This window comes from Acidovorax sp. 35-64-16 (assembly GCF_002281195.1).
In the GTDB taxonomy this organism is placed as follows: Bacteria; Pseudomonadota; Gammaproteobacteria; order Burkholderiales; family Burkholderiaceae_C; genus Acidovorax; species Acidovorax defluvii.
Genome location: NZ_NCFM01000001.1, coordinates 375,534 through 393,569, shown reverse-complemented (window position 1 = coordinate 393,569; position 18,036 = coordinate 375,534). Strand labels below are relative to the sequence as shown.

Sequence of the window (18,036 nt, the reverse complement as noted above, 5' to 3'; positions counted from 1 at the left end):
ACGTTTTTCTGATATTTTTCACCCCCGGGGCTGGAACTTTGGAGGTACAACCCCATTCTGTCTATTGCAAGGACGCATTGAGCGCCTTACCGTTTTGACGTTGCGAAGCCTTTCGGCCCTCCGGGTTCCGACTGACCTCCTGAAGCGCTTCTCCTCCCTCCCTCTCTTATTCGTTTCGGGACGCTTCGCAACGCTTTTATTCCAGGCGCCGGCCAGAGGGGGCCGGCCGTGAAAATCGCCATCATTGGCTCTGGCATCTCCGGCCTCTCTGTCGCGCACCAGCTGCGCGGCCAGGCCGACATCACCCTGTATGAAGCGGGCGACTATTTCGGTGGCCACACCCACACCGTGGACGTCACGCTGCCGGATGCGTCGGGCGCCCCCGTCACGCACGGCGTGGACACCGGATTTCTGGTGTTCAACGAGCGCACCTACCCGCACCTGATCCGTTTGCTGGCCGATCTGGGCGTGGAGACCGCCAAGTCGGACATGTCCTTCTCGGTGCAGGTGCCGGGCGCCTTGGGTGGCTCGGGCGGCGGCCGCACGCTGGAGTGGAGCGGCACCAACCTCAGCACCGTGTTTGCCCAGCGTTCCAACCTGGTCAATCCGCGCTTTCTGGGCATGCTGCGCGACCTGCTGCGCTTCAACCAACTGTGCACGCGCATTGCCGAAAAACAGGCCGAGGCCGCGCTGATGCAGCCCCTGGGTGACTTTCTCAAAGACCACCGCTTTGGCGATGCGTTCCGCGACTGGTACTTTTTGCCCATGCTGGGCTGCATCTGGAGCTGCCCCACCGACCAGATGCTGAAGTTCCCCGTGGCCACCATGATCCGGTTCTGCCACAACCACGGCCTGATCCAGGTGAGCAACCGCCCACAGTGGTGGACGGTGTCTGGCGGCGCGCGCCACTATGTGGACAAGATCGTGGCGGGCATTGCCGACAAGCGCCTGAACACCCCCGTGCGCCGCATCGAGCGCGATGCCGCCGGTGTGCGTGTGGTGACCGCAGGCCACACCGAATACTTCGACAAGGTGGTGCTGGCCACGCATTCGGACCAGTCGCTGGCGCTGCTGGCCCAGCCCACGACGCAGGAGCGCGCCGTGCTCGGCGCCATCCGCTACCAGGCCAACCGCGCCGTGCTGCACACCGACACGTCCGTGCTGCCCCGGCGCCGCGCCGCGTGGGCTGCATGGAACTACGAGCGCGCCCAGCAGACAAGCCGCGAGTCGGCCCGCGTCTGCCTGCACTACCTCATCAACCAGCTGCAGCCCGTGCCCTTTGCCCAGCCCGTGGTGGTGTCGCTCAACCCGGTGCGCGACATAGCACCCGAGCACGTGATCGGCAGCTACGAATACGCCCACCCGGTGTTCGACATGGCCGCCATCCGCGCACAGCAGCAGGTGGGCAACATCCAGGGGCAGCAGCATACCTGGTACTGCGGTGCCTGGACCGGCTATGGCTTTCACGAAGACGGTCTCAAATCGGGCCTGACCGTGGCGCAGCAACTGCTGGCAGCCATGCCCGCCACGCTGGCGGAGGCCGCATGACAGCGCCCGCCACGCCCACCTTGCCCCTGATCGGCTTTGGCCAGGTGCGTCACACGCGGCTGCGGCCCAAGAAACACGCGTTTGCCTACCGCACGTTCTTCCTCATGCTGCCGATGCGCAGCTTGGCCGGAGCACCCAGCGCGCACGGCAGGCTGGCGGTGAACCGGCGTGGCGCCATCAGCTTTCATGACGTGGACCATGGCGACGGCCGCAGCGCCGCACAGGGCGGGGCGCTGGCCTGGCTCGACGAGCTGCTGCGCACCGAAGGCATCACCGACGCCACCGGCGAGGTCTGGCTGCACTGCTACCCGCGTGTGCTGGGCTACACCTTCAAGCCGGTGAGCTTCTGGTACTGCCACCGCAGCGATGGCAGCCTGCGCGCCATCGTGGTGGAGGTCAACAACACCTTTGGCGAGCGCCACTGCTACCTGCTCGATGCGCCGCAATACGGCGTGGAACTGCAGGCGCGCAAGGTGTTCCATGTGTCGCCGTTTTGCGAGGTGAGCGGGGGCTACCGGTTTCGCTTCATGCGCACGCCCGCCAGCGCGGCCGACGCAGGCCGCACCGTGGTGCGCATCGACCACGACGACGACACCGGCCCGCTGATCCAGACCAGCGTGAGCGGCACCCTGCACGCCATCACCGCCCAGACCCTGCGCCATGCGCTGTGGGGCTACCCCGCCATGACGCTGGCCGTTGTGGCCCGTATTCACTGGCATGCGCTGCGCCTTTGGCTCAAGCGCGTGCGGTTCCATCGCAAACCCGAGGCACCCGCCTCCACCGTGACCCGTTGATCTCCATGTCGCCCCAGTCCCGCGAGACCGCCATGAACACCACCACCGCTCCCCGCTCTGCCCAGGCCCTGCCTGCGGGCACACCCGCTGCGGCGCGCACGGCCCTCAGGCTTTTGCAGCGGCTGCAGCATGGCCACCTCACCGTGCAGCTGCCCGATGGCACGCTGCAGCATTTCGGGCACGGCAACGGCCCATCGGCCGCGATCACGTTCAAGAACTGGAACGTGTGCAGCGCCGCGCTCCGGTCGGGCGATATCGGGTTTGCCGAAAGCTACATTGCGGGCGACTGGACCACACCGCACCTCACCGACCTGCTCAAGCTTTTCATCGCCAACCGCCAGCAGGTCGAAGGCGTGATCTACGGCACCTGGGCCGGGCGGCTGCTGTACCGCATCAAGCACCTGCTCAACCGCAACACGCGCGCCAACAGCCAGAAAAACATCCATGCCCACTACGACCTGGGCAACGCGTTTTACGCGCTGTGGCTGGACGACACGATGAACTATTCGTCCGCCTGGTTCGAAGGCGATGCGGGCGGCGACATGCGCGTGGCCCAGCACGCCAAGGTGCGCCGCTCATTGCGCATGGCGGGCGTAAAGGCCGGTGACCGGGTGCTGGAGATCGGCTGCGGCTGGGGCGCCCTGGCCGAGATGGCGACCACCGAGTTTGGGGCATCCCTCACGGGCGTGACGCTTTCGACCGAGCAGCTCGCGTTTGCGCAAAAGCGCATGGCGGCGCATGGGGTGGAGAACAAGGCCGATTTGCGGCTGCAGGACTACCGCGACATCGACGACGGCCCCTACGACGCGGTCTGCTCCATCGAAATGGTCGAGGCCGTGGGCCGCGAATACTGGCCCACCTATTTCCAGTCGGTCAACCGCCTGCTCAAGCCCGGTGGCAAGGCCTGCATCCAGAGCATCGTCATCGACGACAGCCTGTTTGCGCGCTACATCAGTTCCACCGACTTCATCCAGCAGTACATCTTTCCGGGCGGCTGCCTGCCCTGCCCGCGCGAGTTCCGGCGCGAGGCCGAGGCGGCGGGCCTGCGCGTGGTGGACGAGTTTGCGTTTGGCCAGGACTACGCCGAAACCCTCAAACGCTGGCGCGAGCGCTTTCTGGCGCAGCGCACGCAGATCCTGCAGCTCGGGTTTGACCAGCGCTTCATGCACATCTGGGAGTTCTACCTGGCCTACTGCGAAGCCGCGTTTGCCATGCGCAACATCGACCTCGTGCAGTACACCTTGGTCAAGGCGTGATTTCACTATGAAAAAAATAGCTATTACCGCTTTATTGATAAGCGCTACAGCCACTTTTCATTCAAATCTTGCTTTGGCACAGGTGGCCACGGCCAGTGCGTCCCCCCTGGCGGGCACCCGCATGGCAGGCGAGGGGGTTCTGCGGTTTTTGGGCTTCGAGATCTACCGTGCGCGCCTGTGGGTGCCACCCGGCTTTGATGCCGACAACTACACCGCCCAGCCGCTGGCGCTGGAGCTTACCTACCAGCGCAACTTCACCGCCGAGGCCATCGCCAAGCGCTCCATCGAGGAGATGCGCCGCGTGGGCAGCTTCACGCCGCAGCAAGCCACGGGCTGGCAGCAGGCGCTGCAGGCGGCGCTGCCGGATGTGAAGCCGGGCGACCGCCTTTTGGGCTTGTACCAACCGGGCGCGGGCGCCGTGTTCAAGATGGGCGGGCGGGTGGTGGGCGAGGTGCCCGATGCCGAGTTTTCCCGCCTGTTCTTTGGCATCTGGCTCTCGCCCCAAACCTCAGAGCCCGGGCTGCGCCAGCAGCTCATCGCCATGACGCGCACCGCAGGGAAGCCATGACCGGCACGCAGCCCATCCGCGCCGGCGCAGGCCTGGCCTATGGGCTGCTGGGCCTGCCGCTGGCGTTTGTGGCGCTGCCGCTGTATGTGCTGCTGCCCAACCACTACGCACGCGAGTTCGGCATGCCGCTGGCCACGCTGGGCGCGGTGCTGCTGGCGGCGCGACTGTTCGATGCCATCTCCGACCCGCTGCTGGGCCGCCTGTCCGACCACCTGTTTGGTCGCTCGGTGCGGGCGGTGCTGGGTGTGGGCGCGCTGTCGGCCGGGGTGCTGGCGCTCGGGTTGATCAGCCTGTTCTTTCCGGCGGTGCGCGGCCCCGATGCGCTCGTGGCTTGGGCGCTCATCGCGCTGCTCATCACTTACACCGCCTACAGCCAGCTGAGCATTGCGCACCAGTCGTGGGGGGCGCGCCTGGGTGGCGACGAGCTGCAGCGCGGCCGCATCGTGGCCTGGCGCGAGGGCGCTGCGCTGGTGGGGGTGGTGCTGGCCTCGGTGTTGCCCGCGCTGCTGGGCCTGCCGGTCATGCTGGCGGTGTTTGCCATCACCTTGCTGCTGGGCTGGTGGGCCTGGACGCAGGCGCCGCGCCCTGCGGCCCATGGGGGCGCCGTGGCCGGGGTCTATCGACCGCCGCAACGCGCCAGCCTGTGGCGGCCGTGGGGGCGCCCCGCGTTCCGCCGCCTGCTGGCGGTGTTCATGCTCAATGGCATTGCCAGCGCCATCCCGGCCACGCTGGTGCTGTTTTTCATCCAGGACCGGCTGCAGGCCCCGCCCGCACAAGAGCCCATGTTCCTGGCGGCGTATTTCGTCTGCGCCGCACTGTCCATCCCGCTGTGGTTGCACGCCGTGGGCCGCTTTGGTCTGGCGCGCACCTGGCTGGCCGGCATGTTGCTCGCGATTGCGGTGTTTGTGTGGACCGCCTTTCTGGGGGCGGGCGACACCCTGCCGTTCCTGGTGGTCTGTGCGCTGTCCGGCGTGGCGCTTGGCACCGACCTGGCCCTGCCCAGCGCCCTGTTGGCCGGCGTGATTGCTGCCGAGGGCGATAGCGGCCAGCACGAAGGCGCCTATTTTGGCTGGTGGAACTTTGCGACCAAGCTCAACCTGGCGCTGGCCGCAGGCCTGGCGCTACCGCTGCTGGGCTGGCTGGGCTACACGCCCGGCACCCGCAGCGAAGACGGCCTGCAGACCCTGGGCCTGGCCTATGCGGTGCTGCCCTGCCTGCTCAAGCTGATGGCGGCGGCAGCACTGTATGCGCTCATCCTTCGGCCCCTGCAGGCCACGCCAACCCTTTGTACGAACCGACCCCAAGGCACCCCACCATGATGCAACGACGCCTCCTTCTTTCGGCCGCTGTGGCTGCGCCCGTGGTCCTGTCTGGCTGCGCCAGCCAGAGCATTGACGGCTATGCCAGCGAAAAACCGGTGCTGGACCTTGCGCAGTATTTCAACGGCACCATCGACGCGCATGGAATTTTCCAGGACCGTGGCGGCCGCATCGTCAAACGCTTCACCGTGGTCATGGACTGCGAGTGGAAGGGCAACCAGGGCGTACTGGACGAGGCCTTCACCTACTCGGACGGCACCACGCAGCGGCGCATCTGGCGCCTGACAAAGCACGCTGACGGCCGCTACACCGGCACCGCCGACGACGTGGTGGGCACGGCCAACGGGCAAACGCGCGGCAACGCCTTTCGCTGGACCTACACGCTGGCGTTGCCCGTGGATGGCAAGGTCTACAACGTCGATCTGGACGACTGGATGTACCTCATTGACGACCACGTGATGCTCAACCGCGCCACCATGAGCAAGCTCGGATTCCGGCTGGGCGAGATCACACTGTCCTTCACCAAACGCGCAGCATGAGCCTCAACCCCCCCCTGCGCGACTGGCGTGGCCGCCGTGCCTGGCTGATCGGGGCCAGCAGCGGCATTGGCCGGGCCACGGCCGCCGCGCTGCATGCGCGCGGTGCGCAGGTCATCGTGTCAGCGCGCAACGGTGATGCGCTCAATGCCTTTGTCGCCCAGCACCCCGGCAGCATGGCCATGCCGATGGACACGGCAGAGCCCGAACAGGTGCAGGCCGCCGCGGCCCAGGTGCTGGCCGGCGGCGCGCCCGACCTGGTGTGCTACTGCGCGGGCTACTACCGCGACATGCGCGCCACCGATTTCGATCTGGCCGTGATGCTGCGCCACGAGCAGATCAACTACAACGGCGTGCTGCATGTGCTGGCCGCCGTGTTGCCGCCCATGCTGACGGCGGCACAGGCCGGGCGCCCCGGGCATGTCAGCGTGATCAGCAGCGTGGCGGGCTTTCGGGGCCTGCCCAAAAGCTTGGCCTACGGGCCCACCAAGGCCGCGCTCATCAACCTGGCCGAAGCACTGTACCTGGATCTGCACGACCTGGGCATGGGCGTGAGCGTGATCAACCCCGGCTTTGTGGCCACGCCGCTCACGGCAGGCAACGACTTCACCATGCCCGCGCTCATCTCACCCGAGGCCGCCGCCGCCGCCATCGTGCAGGGCTGGGAGCGGGGGCATTTCGACATCCACTTCCCCAAACGCTTTACGCGCGTGATGAAACTGCTGCGGGTGTTACCGTACCGGTGGTATTTTCCGGCAGTGCGCCGCTTTACGGGACTTTGATGCCACACCCCGACTCCCCCAGCATGGAAGACGCCGTTACCCGCGTGGTGGCCTTCTTTGAGCACATCACGCCCGCCAACCTGGCAGCCATTGACCGCATTTATGCGCCCGATGCACGCTTTAAAGACCCGTTCAACGAGGTTTGCGGCGTCCAGCCCATTCAGCAGATTTTTGAGCACATGTATGTGGCGCTCGACCAGCCCCGCTTTGTGGTCACCGGCCGCGTGGTGCAGGGGCAGCAATGTTTTTTGACCTGGGATTTCTTGTTTGCATTCAAGAACTATCACCGCGGTGAAACCCAGACGGTGCGCGGCGCCTCGCACCTGGTGCTGGACCCTCAGGGCCTGATCGTGCTGCACCGCGACTATTGGGATGCCGCCGAAGAGCTGTACGAAAAATTGCCCGTGGTGGGCGCGCTGATGCGCTGGCTGCGGCGACGCGCGGCGCAATAGCGCTTTGCGCCAGTCTCAAAAACAAGAATGCCGGCTTGCGCCGGCATCTTTTGGGGTGGCATCGAGCCCCGTTGGCGCTCAGACCGGCTTGGTGTCCGCAAAGCTTGCGCGCTGCATCAGCTTGTCGAGCAGCTTGCCCAGGTTGGGATGCTCGCTGCGCCAGTCGATCTGGGGGAACCGGAACTCCAGCCAGCCCAGCGCGCAGCCCACAGCGATGTCCGACAGGCTCAGGTGGATGCCGCTGCAAAACGGCTTGTCGCCCAGGCCCTGGCCCATGGACTTGAGGCTGGCCTGCACCTTGCCCAGCTGGCGGTCGATCCACGCCTGGCTGCGCTCGCTGTCCTGGCGGCCCGCCCAGGTGGCCTCCAGGCGCGCAAGAATCGCTGCGTCCACCAATCCGTCGGCCAGCGCTTCCCAGGTCTTGACCTCGGCGCGTTCGCGTCCCTGCGCAGGAATCAGCTTGCCCACGGGCGACAGCGTGTCCAGATATTCCACGATCACACGGGAATCAAACACCGCCTCGCCGCCCTCCATCACCAGACAGGGCACCTTGCCCAGCGGGTTGGATTTGGAAATGCCGGTGTCATCAGCCCAGACGTTTTCCTGCACGAACTGGTAGTCGAGCTTCTTTTCTGCCATCACGATGCGTACCTTGCGTACGTAGGGGCTGGCGTTGGAACCGATCAGTTTCATGTTTCTTCCATTGCGCGGGGTGGGCTGGTCCATATGCGTTGGATTCTATCGGCAGCCGCCCCCGGAAACCCACGGTGGTGCGCGGCCTACAATCTTGCGCCATGAGCCTGTCCACCATCACCGCCCTGTCGCCGCTTGACGGCCGTTACGCCACCAAACTTGCCGCACTGCGGCCCATCATGAGCGAGCACGGCTACATGCAGCGCCGTGTGCAGGTGGAGGTGGCCTGGTTCATCGCGCTGTCGGATGCCGGCTTTGCCGAGTTCAAGCCGCTGACCACCGGCGCCCGCGCCTATTTGCTGGGCTTGATCAAGAACTTCTCCGAGGCCGATTCGGCTGCCATCAAGGAGATCGAGAAAACCACCAACCACGACGTGAAAGCCGTCGAATACTGGATCAAGGCCAAGTTTGAAGCGCGCCCCGAACTCGAAAAAGCATCGGAATTCGTGCACTTTGCCTGCACCAGCGAAGACATCAACAACACCAGCCACGCCCTGCAACTGCGCTCGGGCCGCGACCAGGTGGTGCTGCCGGGGCTGGACCGCATCATCCTCAAACTGCGCGAAATGTCCCACGCCTTTGCCGACGTGCCCATGCTCAGCCGCACGCACGGCCAGACCGCCAGCCCCACCACCGTGGGCAAGGAAATGGCCAACGTGCTCATGCGCCTGCAGGCCGCCAGCGAGCGCATTGCCGCCGTCAAGATCCTGGGCAAGATGAACGGCGCCGTGGGCAACTACAACGCCCACCTCTCGGCCTGGCCCGACTTTGACTGGGAAGCCTTCAGCAAGAAGGTCATCGAAACGCCCGAGCCCCTGGGCCTGGGCCTCACGTTCCAGCCCTACAGCATCCAGATCGAGCCGCACGACTACATGGCCGAGCTGTTTGATGCCGTGGCGCGCGCCAACACCATTTTGGTAGACCTCTCGCGCGACATCTGGGGCTATGTGAGCCTGGGCTATTTCAAGCAGCGCCTGAAGGCCGGCGAGATTGGCTCCAGCACCATGCCGCACAAGGTCAACCCCATCGACTTCGAGAACGCCGAAGGCAACCTGGGCCTGGCCAACGCACTGCTCAAGCACCTGTCTGAAAAACTGCCCATCAGCCGCTGGCAGCGCGACCTGACCGACAGCACCGTGCTGCGCAACATGGGCGTGGCCCTGGGTTATGCCGCGCTGGCCTATGCCTCGCTGCTGACTGGCCTGAACAAGCTGGAACTGAACGAGGAAGCTTTGGCGGTGGACCTGGACGCGAGCTGGGAAGTGCTGGCCGAGCCCATCCAGACCGTGATGCGCCGCTATGGCGTGCAGGGCGCCTACGAAAAGCTCAAGGAAGTCACGCGCGGCCAGGTGGTGACGGCCGAGGCGCTGCACGGCCTGATCCGCTCGCTGGAAATCCCCCAGGCCGAAAAAGACCGCCTGCTGGCCATGACGCCGGGCAGCTACACCGGCAAAGCCGCCGAGCTGGCGCGAAGGGTGTGACCCCCCCTGAGGCGCTTCGCGCCTTCCCCCACAGGGGGACGCACCCGGTGGACCGGCCCGGGCCGCGACGGTTTCAAGCGTCTACGAGCTCACACGGACGTATCGTAGTTTCTCAACTTTTTCGGCCTCTAGCGCTTACAGGATCAGCGCTAGCAGCTATCTATTTCATAGTGAGGCTGCATGGCCATCAAATCCACCATCTTCAAGGCGAACCTGCAAATCGCCGACATCGACCACGGCTACTACGCCGACCACGCCCTCACGCTGGCCCGCCACCCCAGCGAGACCGACGAGCGCATGATGGTGCGGCTGGCCGCCTTGGCCATCCAGGCGCACCAGCTCAATGACCTGTGCAATGGCGACGGCACCCTGGCCTTTGGCGCGGGGCTGTCGGACCCGGATGATCCGGACGCCTCGCTGACCGATTTCACCGGGCGCAAGCGCGTGTGGATCGAGGTGGGCCAGCCCGAGGACAAACCGCTCACCAAGGCGTGCAGCAAGGCCGATTCGGTGATCGTGTACTGCTTCAACCACGCCGCCGAGATCTGGTGGAAGGGCATTGAAACCAAGCTCTCACGGCTGGAGAAACTGCAAGTCTGGCGCATTCCCACCGAGGCCTCGCAGGCACTGGCGCAACTGGCCGAGCGCAGCATGCAGTTGCAGGCCACCGTGCAGGAAGGCGCCATCACCCTGAGCAGCACGCAGGGCAGCGTGCATGTGGAGCCCGTGCGCTGGAAGTGACGCGACAACACTGCCCATAGCGCAGCGGCTTACGCAACTGGCGCGCCCAAGGCCAGGGACGCCGAGCAAGGGCCGCCCCGCAGCGAGGGCGTCGTCCCCCTGCCCGCAGTGCGCAGCGCTGCGAGAGCGGGGGGGGGAAGCGGCGCAGCCGCTCAGGGGGGTGTCCCTTATTCGCGCGGCATGAGGGCGCCGCACTGCCAGCATTGCTCGAAGCCACCTTCCACCATTTCGCCGCAGCGACAATGCCAGCGGCGCTGGGGCAGGTCTTGCAGATCCTGCAGCAAGGCGCGGGCGCGGGTGGCGTGTTCGTCGTATTGCAGCCAGATTTCGGGCAAACACTGGTCGGGCGGCAGGTGTCCGGCGGCGGCGCCCAGGTATTGCCGCTGCACCGACGCCGTCATGCCCGCCTCGCACAGCAGGTCGGCCCACAGCGTGGCAATGGCGATGTTGGGGGCCTGGGTAAGACGCAGCATGGCCCCACCATAGCGCTTTGTGGGCGGGGCGTACAGGGCCGGGTTGTGCGCGATAGGTGCCGCCAGGCCTGGATGCGGCGTCAGGACGGCATCATGACGATGTTGCGGCAGCGCCGATGGCGCCCGGCGCTGCGCCGGTGCGCCCCTCTGCCGCGCGCTCGGCATAGCGGTTGAAGCGCCAGGCGGTGTGCTCCTGCGTGATGCGGCGCCACACCGCCCGTTTTTCTGCGGGGCCCATGGCCGGCCAGAACTGCACTTCGTCAAAGCTGCGCCCGCAGCCCTTGCACCAGTCGTCGCCCTGGCTGGTGGAGCAGATGGCAATGCATGGCGTGTCGGGCGTGGTGTCGTACCAGGCCAGCCAGGCGGCCCGCGCTGGCGCAGGCAGGCTTTGCTCATCGGTTTCGTCTTGGTGGCGGTACACCATGAGCGCATACACCTCACCCAGTGCGCTGATCTCGGGCGCCAGCACTGCCCCGCCACTGGCGGGCGCGCGCTCGCGCCAGTGGTTGATGGCGGCTTCGATGTCGGTGATGTGGATGGCGGCCATGGCGTGCAGTTGCAATAAGGGCAACAGGGCGTGGATGATAGTGGCGCCGGGCGCAGTGGGCAGGGTGCCGCGCCGGTGGCCCTGCGCGGTGCAGGGACGGTGCAGCAACAGTTCAGTAACGGCGCGGGGTGGCCGGCCGGGCTTTGTGAACTCCTTTTTTAATAGCTGCTTGCGCTTATCCATCAAGCACTTGAGGCCAATTTTCCTTGAAAAAAAGCGGGCGCTGCCATGGCCTCTGGCTTGCACGCGCGGCGCTGCCTGTGTTCCAATCGCCGCTTCGAAGGGGAGTAGCTCCCGACATGCGTTCCGGCCGTGGCAGTCAATGGCGATCGTGGGCATGGCATCGGAACCGTCGTCATCACGAAGCATCGCTTCCGGCGGTCCGGGTTTGGCACCCACCAGGGTGTGAGGCCGAGCAAGACCTTTGATGGGCCCATCGTGGGCTGATCAAGGCGTCCCGTCACAACCCTGCTGTTTGCGCAGCGCCCTTGATCCGCCCACCACGGCCCCCCTATCCCCTGGATGGTCTCGGCGCTACAGTGGCTGCCAGGTCGTCCTTTTGCCTATTGTTATTGAGGAATTTATGGACTTTTTGGCATCGCCCGAATTCTGGCTCGCACTCGGCCAGATCATCATCATCGACATCCTGCTGGGTGGCGACAACGCGGTAGTCATTGCCCTGGCCTGCCGCAAACTGCCGCCGGCCCAGCGTGCCAAGGGCATCATCTGGGGCACGGCAGGCGCCATCGTGCTGCGCGTGATCCTGATCGCGTTTGCCATGACGCTGCTGGCCCTGCCGTTCCTCAAGTTTGTGGGCGCGCTGCTGCTGGTGTGGATTGGCGTGAAGCTGCTGGCCCCCGATGAAGACGGCCATGGCGACATCCAGACCAGCGACAAGCTGCTGGCGGCCATCAAGACCATCATCGTGGCCGACCTGGTGATGAGCGTGGACAACGTGATCGCCATTGCCGGTGCCGCGCAGAACGCTGGTGAGCACCAGTTCCTGCTGGTGGTGCTGGGCCTGCTGATCTCGATCCCGATCATCGTCTGGGGCAGCCAGCTGGTCATCAAGCTCATGGAGCGTTTCCCCATGATCATCACGCTGGGCGGCATGCTGCTGGGCTGGATTGCGGGCGGCATGCTGGTAACCGACCCCGTTTTTGCCAACCCCGACAAGTGGCAGTGGATGTTCAAGATCGCGCAAACCGACACCATCCGCTACGCAGCCAGCGTGGCAGGTGCCCTGCTGGTGTTGCTGGCGGGCCGCGCCATTCTGGCGCGCCGCGCAGCCGCTGCGCCCGCTCAGGGCTGATGGCGATCTCTGACACCTAACCTGCGCGCCATCCGGCGCACTGAGTGACACAAAGGGGGCCTTGCGCTCCCTTTGTCATTGGCCCCTCCAATATCGAAGGTGGAGTGGACTTCGTTGTGTGGGCGGACGACGCAGCCCATGTGCGGCAGATCTGCCCTCGTGGCGGACAGTTGGCGGCCCGGAAGGCCGGATGCTGCCGCCGATCCGACCGCTCCTGGCGCTGCGACCACGGCGCCATGCCGACAGCCGTATCCGGGCACCTTACCTGGCCTGCGGACCCGGCTGGGCACTGTGCGGGCGCTGTGCATTCCCCGATCCAGTCGCCTTGGCTTCGATGGGCCTGTCCAAAGCCCGCTCAAGGACTCCTCCCGAACAGCCTGTGGCTCCGCGTTAGATGAAAGCCGCCACCGCCCGCGCGGTGCTATTCTGCGCGCATGAAACTCCTACTCAAATGGCTGCTCAGCGCTGCGGCGCTGCTGCTGGTGGCTTACCTCTACAGCGGCGTGCAAGTGCAAAGCTTCACCTCGGCGCTGATTGCGGCGTTTGTCATTGGCCTGTTCAACGCCGTGTTGCGCCCCGTGCTGGTGGTGCTGACGCTGCCGGTGACCATCGTCACCGTGGGCCTGTTTCTCTTTGTGATCAACGCCTTCATGTTCTGGGCCGCAGCGGGGGTGCTGGACGGCTTTCATGTCACGGGCTTTGGCGCCGCGCTGCTGGGCTCGCTGATCTATTCGGTGCTGGGTTTGCTGATCGAATCAGCGCTCGGCGGCCTGCTCTTTAAGAAGTAGCTCCATCGCGCGCAATCGCGTGTCGATGATGGACGCCTCGATGTAGTCGGCAGCACTGCTGCTTTTGCGCGCCAGGTCCTGCCCGGCCTTGAAGCGGTCTACCGCTGCCGCATAGTCGTAACGAGCGGCGTGCGATTCAGCCTCGGCGCGCACGGCCCGCAGTGGCTGCCCCTGCGCCTGCCACGCACTTGCCAGCAGCTGCCATGCGGCAGCATCGTGCGGATGCGTGACCACCCAGGTCTGCAGGGCCCCCGTCACCTCGGCCGGTCGGCCCACGCGCAGCAGGGCTTGCGTGCGCAGCACCAGCTCGGGCCTGCCTGCCTCTTGGGGCAGCCGCTGAAGCGCCGCTTCGGGCAGCCCGGCGGCCAACTCGATCTCGGCCGCCAGCCGCTGCGATTGGCGCTGGGCGACGGCATCGCCCCGCACCACCTCGTCCAGCTTCGCCTGGGCCGTGCGTGCCGCCGCAAAATCCCGCAGCTGGCTGCTGGCCAGCGCGGCGGTGTACCAGGCCGCAGCACGGCGGGCGGCGGGCTGGCTGGCAAAGCCGGTGCTCTGGGGCTCGGCAATCCACAGCCGCAATGCATCCACCCCGGGGTTTGACAACACGCGGGCCCGTGCGGCCACCATGGCGTGCTCCAGGCTAGGTGCCACAGGCTGCACCGCGCCGCCGGGCGGTAGCCGCGACTGCATGTCGGCCATGCGCTGGGTGGTCAGCGGGTGGCTGCGCAAATAGGGCCACGAGCCGTTGTCGTTGAGTCGGTTGGCCTGCTGCAGCTTGTCGAACATGCTCACAAAGCCCTGGGGCGCGAACCCCGACGGCTCCATCAACCCGTAACCGATGCGGTCGGCCTCGCGCTCCATGTCGCGCGAAAAATTGAGCTGGTTCTGGATGGCAACCGCCTGGCCGCCCACCATCATGGCCTGGGCGGCCCCCGGGTTCTTGCTGGCGGCCAGCGCGGCCAGCACCATGGCACCCACCAACAGCGGCGTCTGGCGGCTTTGCTGCGCGATCAGGCGCGAAATATGGCGCTGGGTAACATGGCTCAACTCATGTGCCAGCACCGATGCGAGCTCGTCACGCGTGGCCACCACGCCAATCAGGCCCAGGTGCACACCCAGGTAGCCACCGGGCAGCGCAAAGGCATTCACCGTGCGATCGCGCCCCAGCAGCACCTCCCAGGCAAAGCGCTCGTCCAGCTCGGGCGAGAGCTCGCCGCGCGCCCGCGCAGCCGCCAGCAACGCCTGCCACAGCCCCTGCACATATTCCACCAGCACCGGGTCATCAATGTAGTCCGGGTCGCGGTACAGCTCGCGGATGATGCGGTCGCCCAGCCGGCGCTCTTCGCCCGTGGTGAGGGCGCTGCCATCGCCCAGGGTGGGCAAGCTGGGCTGGGCTACGGCGGGCAGCGCGGCACCCGCGCCCATTGCTATCAATAAAGAAGCTACTAGCGCACGTCCAGCATGCGCCAAGGGCATATTTGGCTTGATGTTCTGTGCTGCTGCAGAGACATCGGCCCACGGCCTGGAAGGGGTGCATTGGCTATTCCACATGCACGTATGATGCCCCTTTGCCCGAATGTTCCCCACCGATTCACCTGGTTACCCCGCCATGTCCGCACTCACCCACTTTGACGCCCAGGGCCAAGCCCACATGGTCGACGTGGCCGCCAAGGCCGCCACGCACCGCATCGCCATCGCCAGCGGCCGCATCGAAATGCTGCCCGCCACCCTAGCCCTCATCGAAGCCGGCACCGCCAAAAAAGGCGACGTGCTGGGCATCGCCCGCATCGCCGGCATCATGGCCGCCAAGAAAACCAGCGACCTCATCCCGCTGTGCCACCCGCTGGCACTGACCCGCGTTGCTATTGAATTTGAAGCTGCCAGCGCACGCCAGCCGGGGGCCACAGGCATATTTTGTGCTGCAACCGTCGAAACCGTCGGCCCCACCGGCGTCGAGATGGAAGCCCTCACCGCCGTGCAAGTGGCCCTACTCACCATCTACGACATGTGCAAGGCCGTGGACCGCGGCATGTCCATCCACGACGTGCGCGTGGTGGAAAAGCACGGGGGGAAGTCGGGGAGTTTTGTGGCGGGGGCGGCGGGCTAAGCGGTTGTATGTGCAGCAAACTGCACTCGAAGGCAGGGCAATCAATGGGGCACTGGCCACCTCAGAGCATCAGTGCAACGCCGCCAAAGCCGCTTCCGGCGCCTTGTCCAGCACCTTGAGCAAAGCTTTGGCCGCGCCCGTCGGGCTGCGCTTGCCTTGTTCCCAGTTACGAATGGTGTCGAGCGAGACCTGGATGCGCGCAGCCAACTCGGCCTGGCTCAATCCCAGGCGCCTGCGCACACGCCGGGCGAATTGGGCCGCATCTTGCATGGCGGCGGCCTCATCTGCCGCATGCTGCGCCGCAATATCTGCATCGGTCGTGGCATCCACCCGCCCAACATCCAGCCGGCCTGGCAATTGCGATGCTGGTATGCCAGGGTCAAGGGTGATGCGAACTGTCTTTGTTTCCATAGTGTGCTACCTCTCTTTGGTTGGCTTTGCGTGCTGAGATGATGCGCATGGCATCTTTGCGTGGCGTATAGACCACCACGAAGAGACGCTGCTCTATCGTGCCCAGCAATTGATACCTGTCTTCGCCATAAAGACGCCGGGTGTCAGCGTGTACCAAGCGATCTGGATCGAAAAAGGCCCGCGCTGCGTAAGCGAAATCAAAGCCGCGCTGGCGAAAGCACGCCTCGCTTTTCACTACATCCCATTCGAATTGCATAGAGCAAGTGTAGTTCAATGGCCCACTGCTGGCATTTCACTGCAATCCATTGGACGCATGACCCCATGGCAGTCCCGACCCCATGGCCGAGTGATTTCCGCGCACCGCATCCCCATCGCCAGCGGCCGCTTCGAAATGCTGCCCGCCACCCTGGCCCTCGTCGAAGCCGGCACCGCCAAAAAAGGCGATGTGCTGGGCATTGCCCGCATTGACGACATTGACGGCATCATGGTGGCAAAGAAAACCAACGACCTCCTCCCGCTGTGCCGCGAGCTGGCGCTGGCCCGGATTGCTATTGAATTTGAAGCTGCCAGCGCACGACAGCCAGGCGCTACAGGCATATTTTGTGCTGCAACGGTGGAAACCGTCGGCCCCACCGGCGTGGAGATGGAAGCCCTCACCGCCGTGCAGGTGGCCCTGCTCACCATCTACGACATGTGCAAGGCCGTGGACCGCGGTATGTCGATCCACGACGTGCGCGTGCTGGAAAAGCATGGGGGGAAGTCGGGGAGTTTTGTGGCGGGTGCGGCGGGGTGAGTGGCCGTTGACACAACACCATTACGCCCTGAAACGGAGCACCTAATAGGTTCCATCCCCCATGGTTGTTATTTAACGATTCCTAGAAACACCGCCAGGCAACGCTCAACCTCCACCAGCGTCTCGGCTTCGATGCGTCCAAAGGCTGGCCCCACCTTGTCGCGCTTCACGGTCACTGCCTTGTCCACCATCACCTGAGAAGGCTTTTGCAAGCCGCTCCCAAGGCCTGGCTGGACGGTGACGCGCAGCAGTGGCGCGACAGCCAAGGTGCTCGTCACTGGTAACACCGTCACGGTAGCATGCTCGCTGAAGGGATCGGCCTGAATCACCAGGGCGGGCCGCGGTTTGCCAAAGTCGCCCTGCATGGCGATGGTCACAAAGTCGCCCCGCATCAGTCCGTCCAGCCGTCCACATCTGCCAAGGCCGCATCCATGAAGCGTTCCATGTCCGCGTCGGCCACGTCGACTTGAGAGGCTATTTGCGATTGGCGGCGGCACTCTTGTGCAAAACCTGGTTGGCGCGTATCAGGCACCCAGATTTGGACAGGGCGAAGCCCCGCCATGCGCATCGCCAAACGCCGCTTTTGAACCCGTGCTGCAACGGATGAAGCCATGAATTCTCCTGGAAAATCGTTACATGTAGCACTGTAGCACGCAAGGTCCGTGACATGCAACAGCTGTGATGGACCTGGAATGCGACCATCTTTACCAAACTGGGGCCCCGTGACGCCGATCTGGTTGTGCAGTTCAGATAGATTAATTGGAGTCTGACCCCATTTAGTTCTTTTGCGCGGCAACCGTGGAAACCGTAGGCCCCACCGGCGTGGAAATGGAAGCCCTCACCGCCGTGCAAATTGCCCTGCTCACCATCTACGACATGTGCAAGGCCGTGGACCGCGGCATGTCCATCCACGACGTGCGCGTGGTGGAAAAGCATGGGGGGAAGTCGGGGAGTTTTGTGGGGGGGAAGGCGCCGGGCGGCTAAAGTGCACGAGCAGCCAGGATGGCATCCCTTTCCATCGTGGCCAAGGCTTGCGGCATAAGCGCCACAAAACCATTCCACCCGGAACGGGGCTCTGACCCCGAATTCCACCCCGATTTACTCCGTAATAAGTGGGCGCCTTTGGTTCCTATAACCCCAGCTATTCAAAAGACAACCTGCCGCACATCCTGGGCATGATGCAAGACACGCAGCACTGTGATGCCTTCATTGTCTGCCAGATAGAACAGGATGTAGGGTGTTGAAGTAGGCCAACTGCGTACGCCATCAGCCAATTCTGGACGTGCTCGACCCATCAGCGGTTGAAGCAAAAGCGCATGGGCCTCTTCATCGATGGCGTCCAACACGCGGTCGGCCGCTGGCTGGTTTTCTTCGGCGATGTACAGCCAAGCCTCCAGCAAATCGGTCTGCGCACTCTGTGCGAGCATGACGCGAG

At 64.9% G+C, this 18,036-nt stretch carries 23 protein-coding genes and 1 pseudogene; 15 read left to right on the top strand and 9 right to left on the bottom strand.

What is annotated here, in order from left to right:
- Positions 1-228: 228 nt before the first annotated feature.
- The 8 genes from B7Y64_RS01835 to B7Y64_RS01800 are packed head-to-tail and all read left to right on the top strand — an operon-like array spanning position 229 to position 7,255.
- On the top strand, positions 229-1,548 hold the full coding sequence (locus B7Y64_RS01835) for an FAD-dependent oxidoreductase (protein ID WP_291326009.1): 1,320 nt from the start codon (positions 229-231) through the stop codon (positions 1,546-1,548).
- Positions 1,545-2,342: a DUF1365 domain-containing protein gene (locus B7Y64_RS01830; RefSeq protein ID WP_291326011.1), complete on the top strand. Its 798-nt coding sequence runs from the start codon at positions 1,545-1,547 to the stop codon at positions 2,340-2,342. Before B7Y64_RS01835 ends, B7Y64_RS01830 begins: the two co-directional genes overlap by 4 nt.
- A 32-nt stretch (positions 2,343-2,374) precedes the next feature.
- Positions 2,375-3,598, top strand: coding sequence for a cyclopropane-fatty-acyl-phospholipid synthase family protein (locus B7Y64_RS01825; protein WP_291326045.1), 1,224 nt, complete (start codon positions 2,375-2,377; stop codon positions 3,596-3,598).
- Between the two features lie 7 nt (positions 3,599-3,605).
- A complete protein-coding gene (locus B7Y64_RS01820) occupies positions 3,606-4,166 on the top strand; it encodes a chalcone isomerase family protein (protein ID WP_291328242.1) in 561 nt (186 codons plus the stop codon).
- The gene (locus B7Y64_RS01815; RefSeq protein ID WP_291326033.1) at positions 4,163-5,485 is read left to right on the top strand and encodes an MFS transporter; all 1,323 of its coding nucleotides are present in this window, start codon (positions 4,163-4,165) and stop codon (positions 5,483-5,485) included. Before B7Y64_RS01820 ends, B7Y64_RS01815 begins: the two co-directional genes overlap by 4 nt.
- Positions 5,482-6,024: a DUF3833 domain-containing protein gene (locus B7Y64_RS01810; protein ID WP_291326035.1), complete on the top strand. Its 543-nt coding sequence runs from the start codon at positions 5,482-5,484 to the stop codon at positions 6,022-6,024. The genes B7Y64_RS01815 and B7Y64_RS01810 overlap by 4 nt, the downstream gene beginning before the upstream one ends.
- Positions 6,021-6,803, top strand: coding sequence for an SDR family NAD(P)-dependent oxidoreductase (locus tag B7Y64_RS01805; protein ID WP_111867616.1), 783 nt, complete (start codon positions 6,021-6,023; stop codon positions 6,801-6,803). Before B7Y64_RS01810 ends, B7Y64_RS01805 begins: the two co-directional genes overlap by 4 nt.
- Positions 6,804-6,826: 23 nt before the next feature.
- On the top strand, positions 6,827-7,255 hold the full coding sequence (locus B7Y64_RS01800; RefSeq protein ID WP_291328240.1) for a nuclear transport factor 2 family protein: 429 nt from the start codon (positions 6,827-6,829) through the stop codon (positions 7,253-7,255).
- A gap of 78 nt (positions 7,256-7,333) precedes the next feature.
- On the opposite strand, the gene B7Y64_RS01795 is transcribed toward B7Y64_RS01800, so the two are convergent.
- Entirely contained in the window at positions 7,334-7,948 is a 615-nt protein-coding gene (locus B7Y64_RS01795; RefSeq protein WP_291328238.1) for a glutathione S-transferase N-terminal domain-containing protein, read from the bottom strand.
- A gap of 101 nt (positions 7,949-8,049) precedes the next feature.
- On the opposite strand from B7Y64_RS01795, the gene purB reads away from it, so the two are divergent.
- Together purB and B7Y64_RS01785 are read left to right on the top strand one after the other, a co-directional pair.
- The gene (gene purB, locus B7Y64_RS01790) at positions 8,050-9,429 is read left to right on the top strand and encodes an adenylosuccinate lyase (RefSeq protein WP_291326041.1); all 1,380 of its coding nucleotides are present in this window, start codon (positions 8,050-8,052) and stop codon (positions 9,427-9,429) included.
- 180 nt (positions 9,430-9,609) lie between these two features.
- Entirely contained in the window at positions 9,610-10,170 is a 561-nt protein-coding gene (locus B7Y64_RS01785; RefSeq protein ID WP_024813375.1) for a YaeQ family protein, read from the top strand.
- Between the two features lie 167 nt (positions 10,171-10,337).
- Here B7Y64_RS01785 and B7Y64_RS01780 read toward each other — a convergent pair whose 3' ends face one another.
- Both B7Y64_RS01780 and B7Y64_RS01775 read right to left on the bottom strand, forming a co-directional pair.
- A complete protein-coding gene (locus tag B7Y64_RS01780) occupies positions 10,338-10,643 on the bottom strand; it encodes a hypothetical protein (protein WP_024813376.1) in 306 nt (101 codons plus the stop codon).
- A 91-nt stretch (positions 10,644-10,734) separates the two neighbouring features.
- Positions 10,735-11,190 carry a DUF3717 domain-containing protein gene (locus B7Y64_RS01775; protein ID WP_291326391.1) on the bottom strand — a complete coding sequence of 152 codons (456 nt, stop codon included), beginning with the start codon at positions 11,188-11,190 and terminating at the stop codon, positions 10,735-10,737.
- A 583-nt stretch (positions 11,191-11,773) separates the two neighbouring features.
- Between B7Y64_RS01775 and B7Y64_RS01770 the strand changes: the two genes are divergently transcribed.
- Together B7Y64_RS01770 and B7Y64_RS01765 are read left to right on the top strand one after the other, a co-directional pair.
- The gene (locus B7Y64_RS01770; RefSeq protein WP_024813379.1) at positions 11,774-12,502 is read left to right on the top strand and encodes a TerC family protein; all 729 of its coding nucleotides are present in this window, start codon (positions 11,774-11,776) and stop codon (positions 12,500-12,502) included.
- 434 nt (positions 12,503-12,936) lie between these two features.
- Entirely contained in the window at positions 12,937-13,290 is a 354-nt protein-coding gene (locus B7Y64_RS01765; protein ID WP_024813380.1) for a phage holin family protein, read from the top strand.
- On the opposite strand, the gene B7Y64_RS01760 is transcribed toward B7Y64_RS01765, so the two are convergent.
- Positions 13,258-14,715 carry a M48 family metalloprotease gene (locus tag B7Y64_RS01760; protein WP_291328236.1) on the bottom strand — a complete coding sequence of 486 codons (1,458 nt, stop codon included), beginning with the start codon at positions 14,713-14,715 and terminating at the stop codon, positions 13,258-13,260. The genes B7Y64_RS01765 and B7Y64_RS01760 overlap by 33 nt on opposite strands.
- A gap of 184 nt (positions 14,716-14,899) precedes the next feature.
- Between B7Y64_RS01760 and moaC the strand changes: the two genes are divergently transcribed.
- On the top strand, positions 14,900-15,397 hold the full coding sequence (moaC, locus tag B7Y64_RS01755; protein ID WP_291328234.1) for a cyclic pyranopterin monophosphate synthase MoaC: 498 nt from the start codon (positions 14,900-14,902) through the stop codon (positions 15,395-15,397).
- Between the two features lie 69 nt (positions 15,398-15,466).
- On the opposite strand, the gene B7Y64_RS01750 is transcribed toward moaC, so the two are convergent.
- A complete protein-coding gene (locus B7Y64_RS01750; RefSeq protein WP_114656209.1) occupies positions 15,467-15,808 on the bottom strand; it encodes a helix-turn-helix domain-containing protein in 342 nt (113 codons plus the stop codon).
- Positions 15,777-16,064 carry a BrnT family toxin gene (locus B7Y64_RS01745; protein ID WP_291326386.1) on the bottom strand — a complete coding sequence of 96 codons (288 nt, stop codon included), beginning with the start codon at positions 16,062-16,064 and terminating at the stop codon, positions 15,777-15,779. The genes B7Y64_RS01750 and B7Y64_RS01745 overlap by 32 nt, the downstream gene beginning before the upstream one ends.
- Positions 16,065-16,154: 90 nt before the next feature.
- Here B7Y64_RS01745 and B7Y64_RS01740 point away from each other — a divergent pair, with 90 nt between their 5' ends.
- Positions 16,155-16,601, top strand: coding sequence for a cyclic pyranopterin monophosphate synthase MoaC (locus tag B7Y64_RS01740; protein WP_291328232.1), 447 nt, complete (start codon positions 16,155-16,157; stop codon positions 16,599-16,601).
- 68 nt (positions 16,602-16,669) lie between these two features.
- On the opposite strand, the gene B7Y64_RS01735 is transcribed toward B7Y64_RS01740, so the two are convergent.
- Together B7Y64_RS01735 and B7Y64_RS01730 are read right to left on the bottom strand one after the other, a co-directional pair.
- Entirely contained in the window at positions 16,670-16,996 is a 327-nt protein-coding gene (locus B7Y64_RS01735) for a type II toxin-antitoxin system PemK/MazF family toxin (protein WP_291326390.1), read from the bottom strand.
- Complete coding sequence (locus B7Y64_RS01730; protein WP_291326382.1) at positions 16,993-17,214, bottom strand: antitoxin MazE family protein; 222 nt, start codon at positions 17,212-17,214, stop codon at positions 16,993-16,995. Before B7Y64_RS01730 ends, B7Y64_RS01735 begins: the two co-directional genes overlap by 4 nt.
- A gap of 179 nt (positions 17,215-17,393) precedes the next feature.
- On the opposite strand from B7Y64_RS01730, the pseudogene B7Y64_RS01725 reads away from it, so the two are divergent.
- Positions 17,394-17,585: pseudogene (locus B7Y64_RS01725) on the top strand (cyclic pyranopterin monophosphate synthase MoaC); the annotation flags it as partial.
- 161 nt (positions 17,586-17,746) lie between these two features.
- Here B7Y64_RS01725 and B7Y64_RS01720 read toward each other — a convergent pair.
- Positions 17,747-18,028, bottom strand: coding sequence for a type II toxin-antitoxin system RelE/ParE family toxin (locus B7Y64_RS01720; RefSeq protein WP_291326380.1), 282 nt, complete (start codon positions 18,026-18,028; stop codon positions 17,747-17,749).
- Between the last annotated feature and the right edge of the window lie 8 nt (positions 18,029-18,036).

What these genes read in the sequence shown, in the direction of transcription:
- moaC (WP_291328234.1), top strand. Translation starts at nt 14,900, where the DNA reads ATGTCCGCACTCACCCACTTTGACGCCCAGGGCCAAGCCCACATGGTC.
- B7Y64_RS01760 (WP_291328236.1), bottom strand. Translation starts at nt 14,715, where the DNA reads ATGGGCGCGGGTGCCGCGCTGCCCGCCGTAGCCCAGCCCAGCTTGCCC.
- B7Y64_RS01775 (WP_291326391.1), bottom strand. Translation starts at nt 11,190, where the DNA reads ATGGCCGCCATCCACATCACCGACATCGAAGCCGCCATCAACCACTGG.
- B7Y64_RS01820 (WP_291328242.1), top strand. Translation starts at nt 3,606, where the DNA reads ATGAAAAAAATAGCTATTACCGCTTTATTGATAAGCGCTACAGCCACT.
- purB (WP_291326041.1), top strand. Translation starts at nt 8,050, where the DNA reads ATGAGCCTGTCCACCATCACCGCCCTGTCGCCGCTTGACGGCCGTTAC.
- B7Y64_RS01825 (WP_291326045.1), top strand. Translation starts at nt 2,375, where the DNA reads ATGAACACCACCACCGCTCCCCGCTCTGCCCAGGCCCTGCCTGCGGGC.
- B7Y64_RS01780 (WP_024813376.1), bottom strand. Translation starts at nt 10,643, where the DNA reads ATGCTGCGTCTTACCCAGGCCCCCAACATCGCCATTGCCACGCTGTGG.
- B7Y64_RS01815 (WP_291326033.1), top strand. Translation starts at nt 4,163, where the DNA reads ATGACCGGCACGCAGCCCATCCGCGCCGGCGCAGGCCTGGCCTATGGG.
- B7Y64_RS01750 (WP_114656209.1), bottom strand. Translation starts at nt 15,808, where the DNA reads ATGGAAACAAAGACAGTTCGCATCACCCTTGACCCTGGCATACCAGCA.
- B7Y64_RS01730 (WP_291326382.1), bottom strand. Translation starts at nt 17,214, where the DNA reads ATGGCTTCATCCGTTGCAGCACGGGTTCAAAAGCGGCGTTTGGCGATG.
- B7Y64_RS01810 (WP_291326035.1), top strand. Translation starts at nt 5,482, where the DNA reads ATGATGCAACGACGCCTCCTTCTTTCGGCCGCTGTGGCTGCGCCCGTG.
- B7Y64_RS01785 (WP_024813375.1), top strand. Translation starts at nt 9,610, where the DNA reads ATGGCCATCAAATCCACCATCTTCAAGGCGAACCTGCAAATCGCCGAC.
- B7Y64_RS01830 (WP_291326011.1), top strand. Translation starts at nt 1,545, where the DNA reads ATGACAGCGCCCGCCACGCCCACCTTGCCCCTGATCGGCTTTGGCCAG.
- B7Y64_RS01800 (WP_291328240.1), top strand. Translation starts at nt 6,827, where the DNA reads ATGGAAGACGCCGTTACCCGCGTGGTGGCCTTCTTTGAGCACATCACG.
- B7Y64_RS01720 (WP_291326380.1), bottom strand. Translation starts at nt 18,028, where the DNA reads ATGCTCGCACAGAGTGCGCAGACCGATTTGCTGGAGGCTTGGCTGTAC.
- B7Y64_RS01765 (WP_024813380.1), top strand. Translation starts at nt 12,937, where the DNA reads ATGAAACTCCTACTCAAATGGCTGCTCAGCGCTGCGGCGCTGCTGCTG.
- B7Y64_RS01795 (WP_291328238.1), bottom strand. Translation starts at nt 7,948, where the DNA reads ATGAAACTGATCGGTTCCAACGCCAGCCCCTACGTACGCAAGGTACGC.
- B7Y64_RS01770 (WP_024813379.1), top strand. Translation starts at nt 11,774, where the DNA reads ATGGACTTTTTGGCATCGCCCGAATTCTGGCTCGCACTCGGCCAGATC.
- B7Y64_RS01805 (WP_111867616.1), top strand. Translation starts at nt 6,021, where the DNA reads ATGAGCCTCAACCCCCCCCTGCGCGACTGGCGTGGCCGCCGTGCCTGG.
- B7Y64_RS01745 (WP_291326386.1), bottom strand. Translation starts at nt 16,064, where the DNA reads ATGCAATTCGAATGGGATGTAGTGAAAAGCGAGGCGTGCTTTCGCCAG.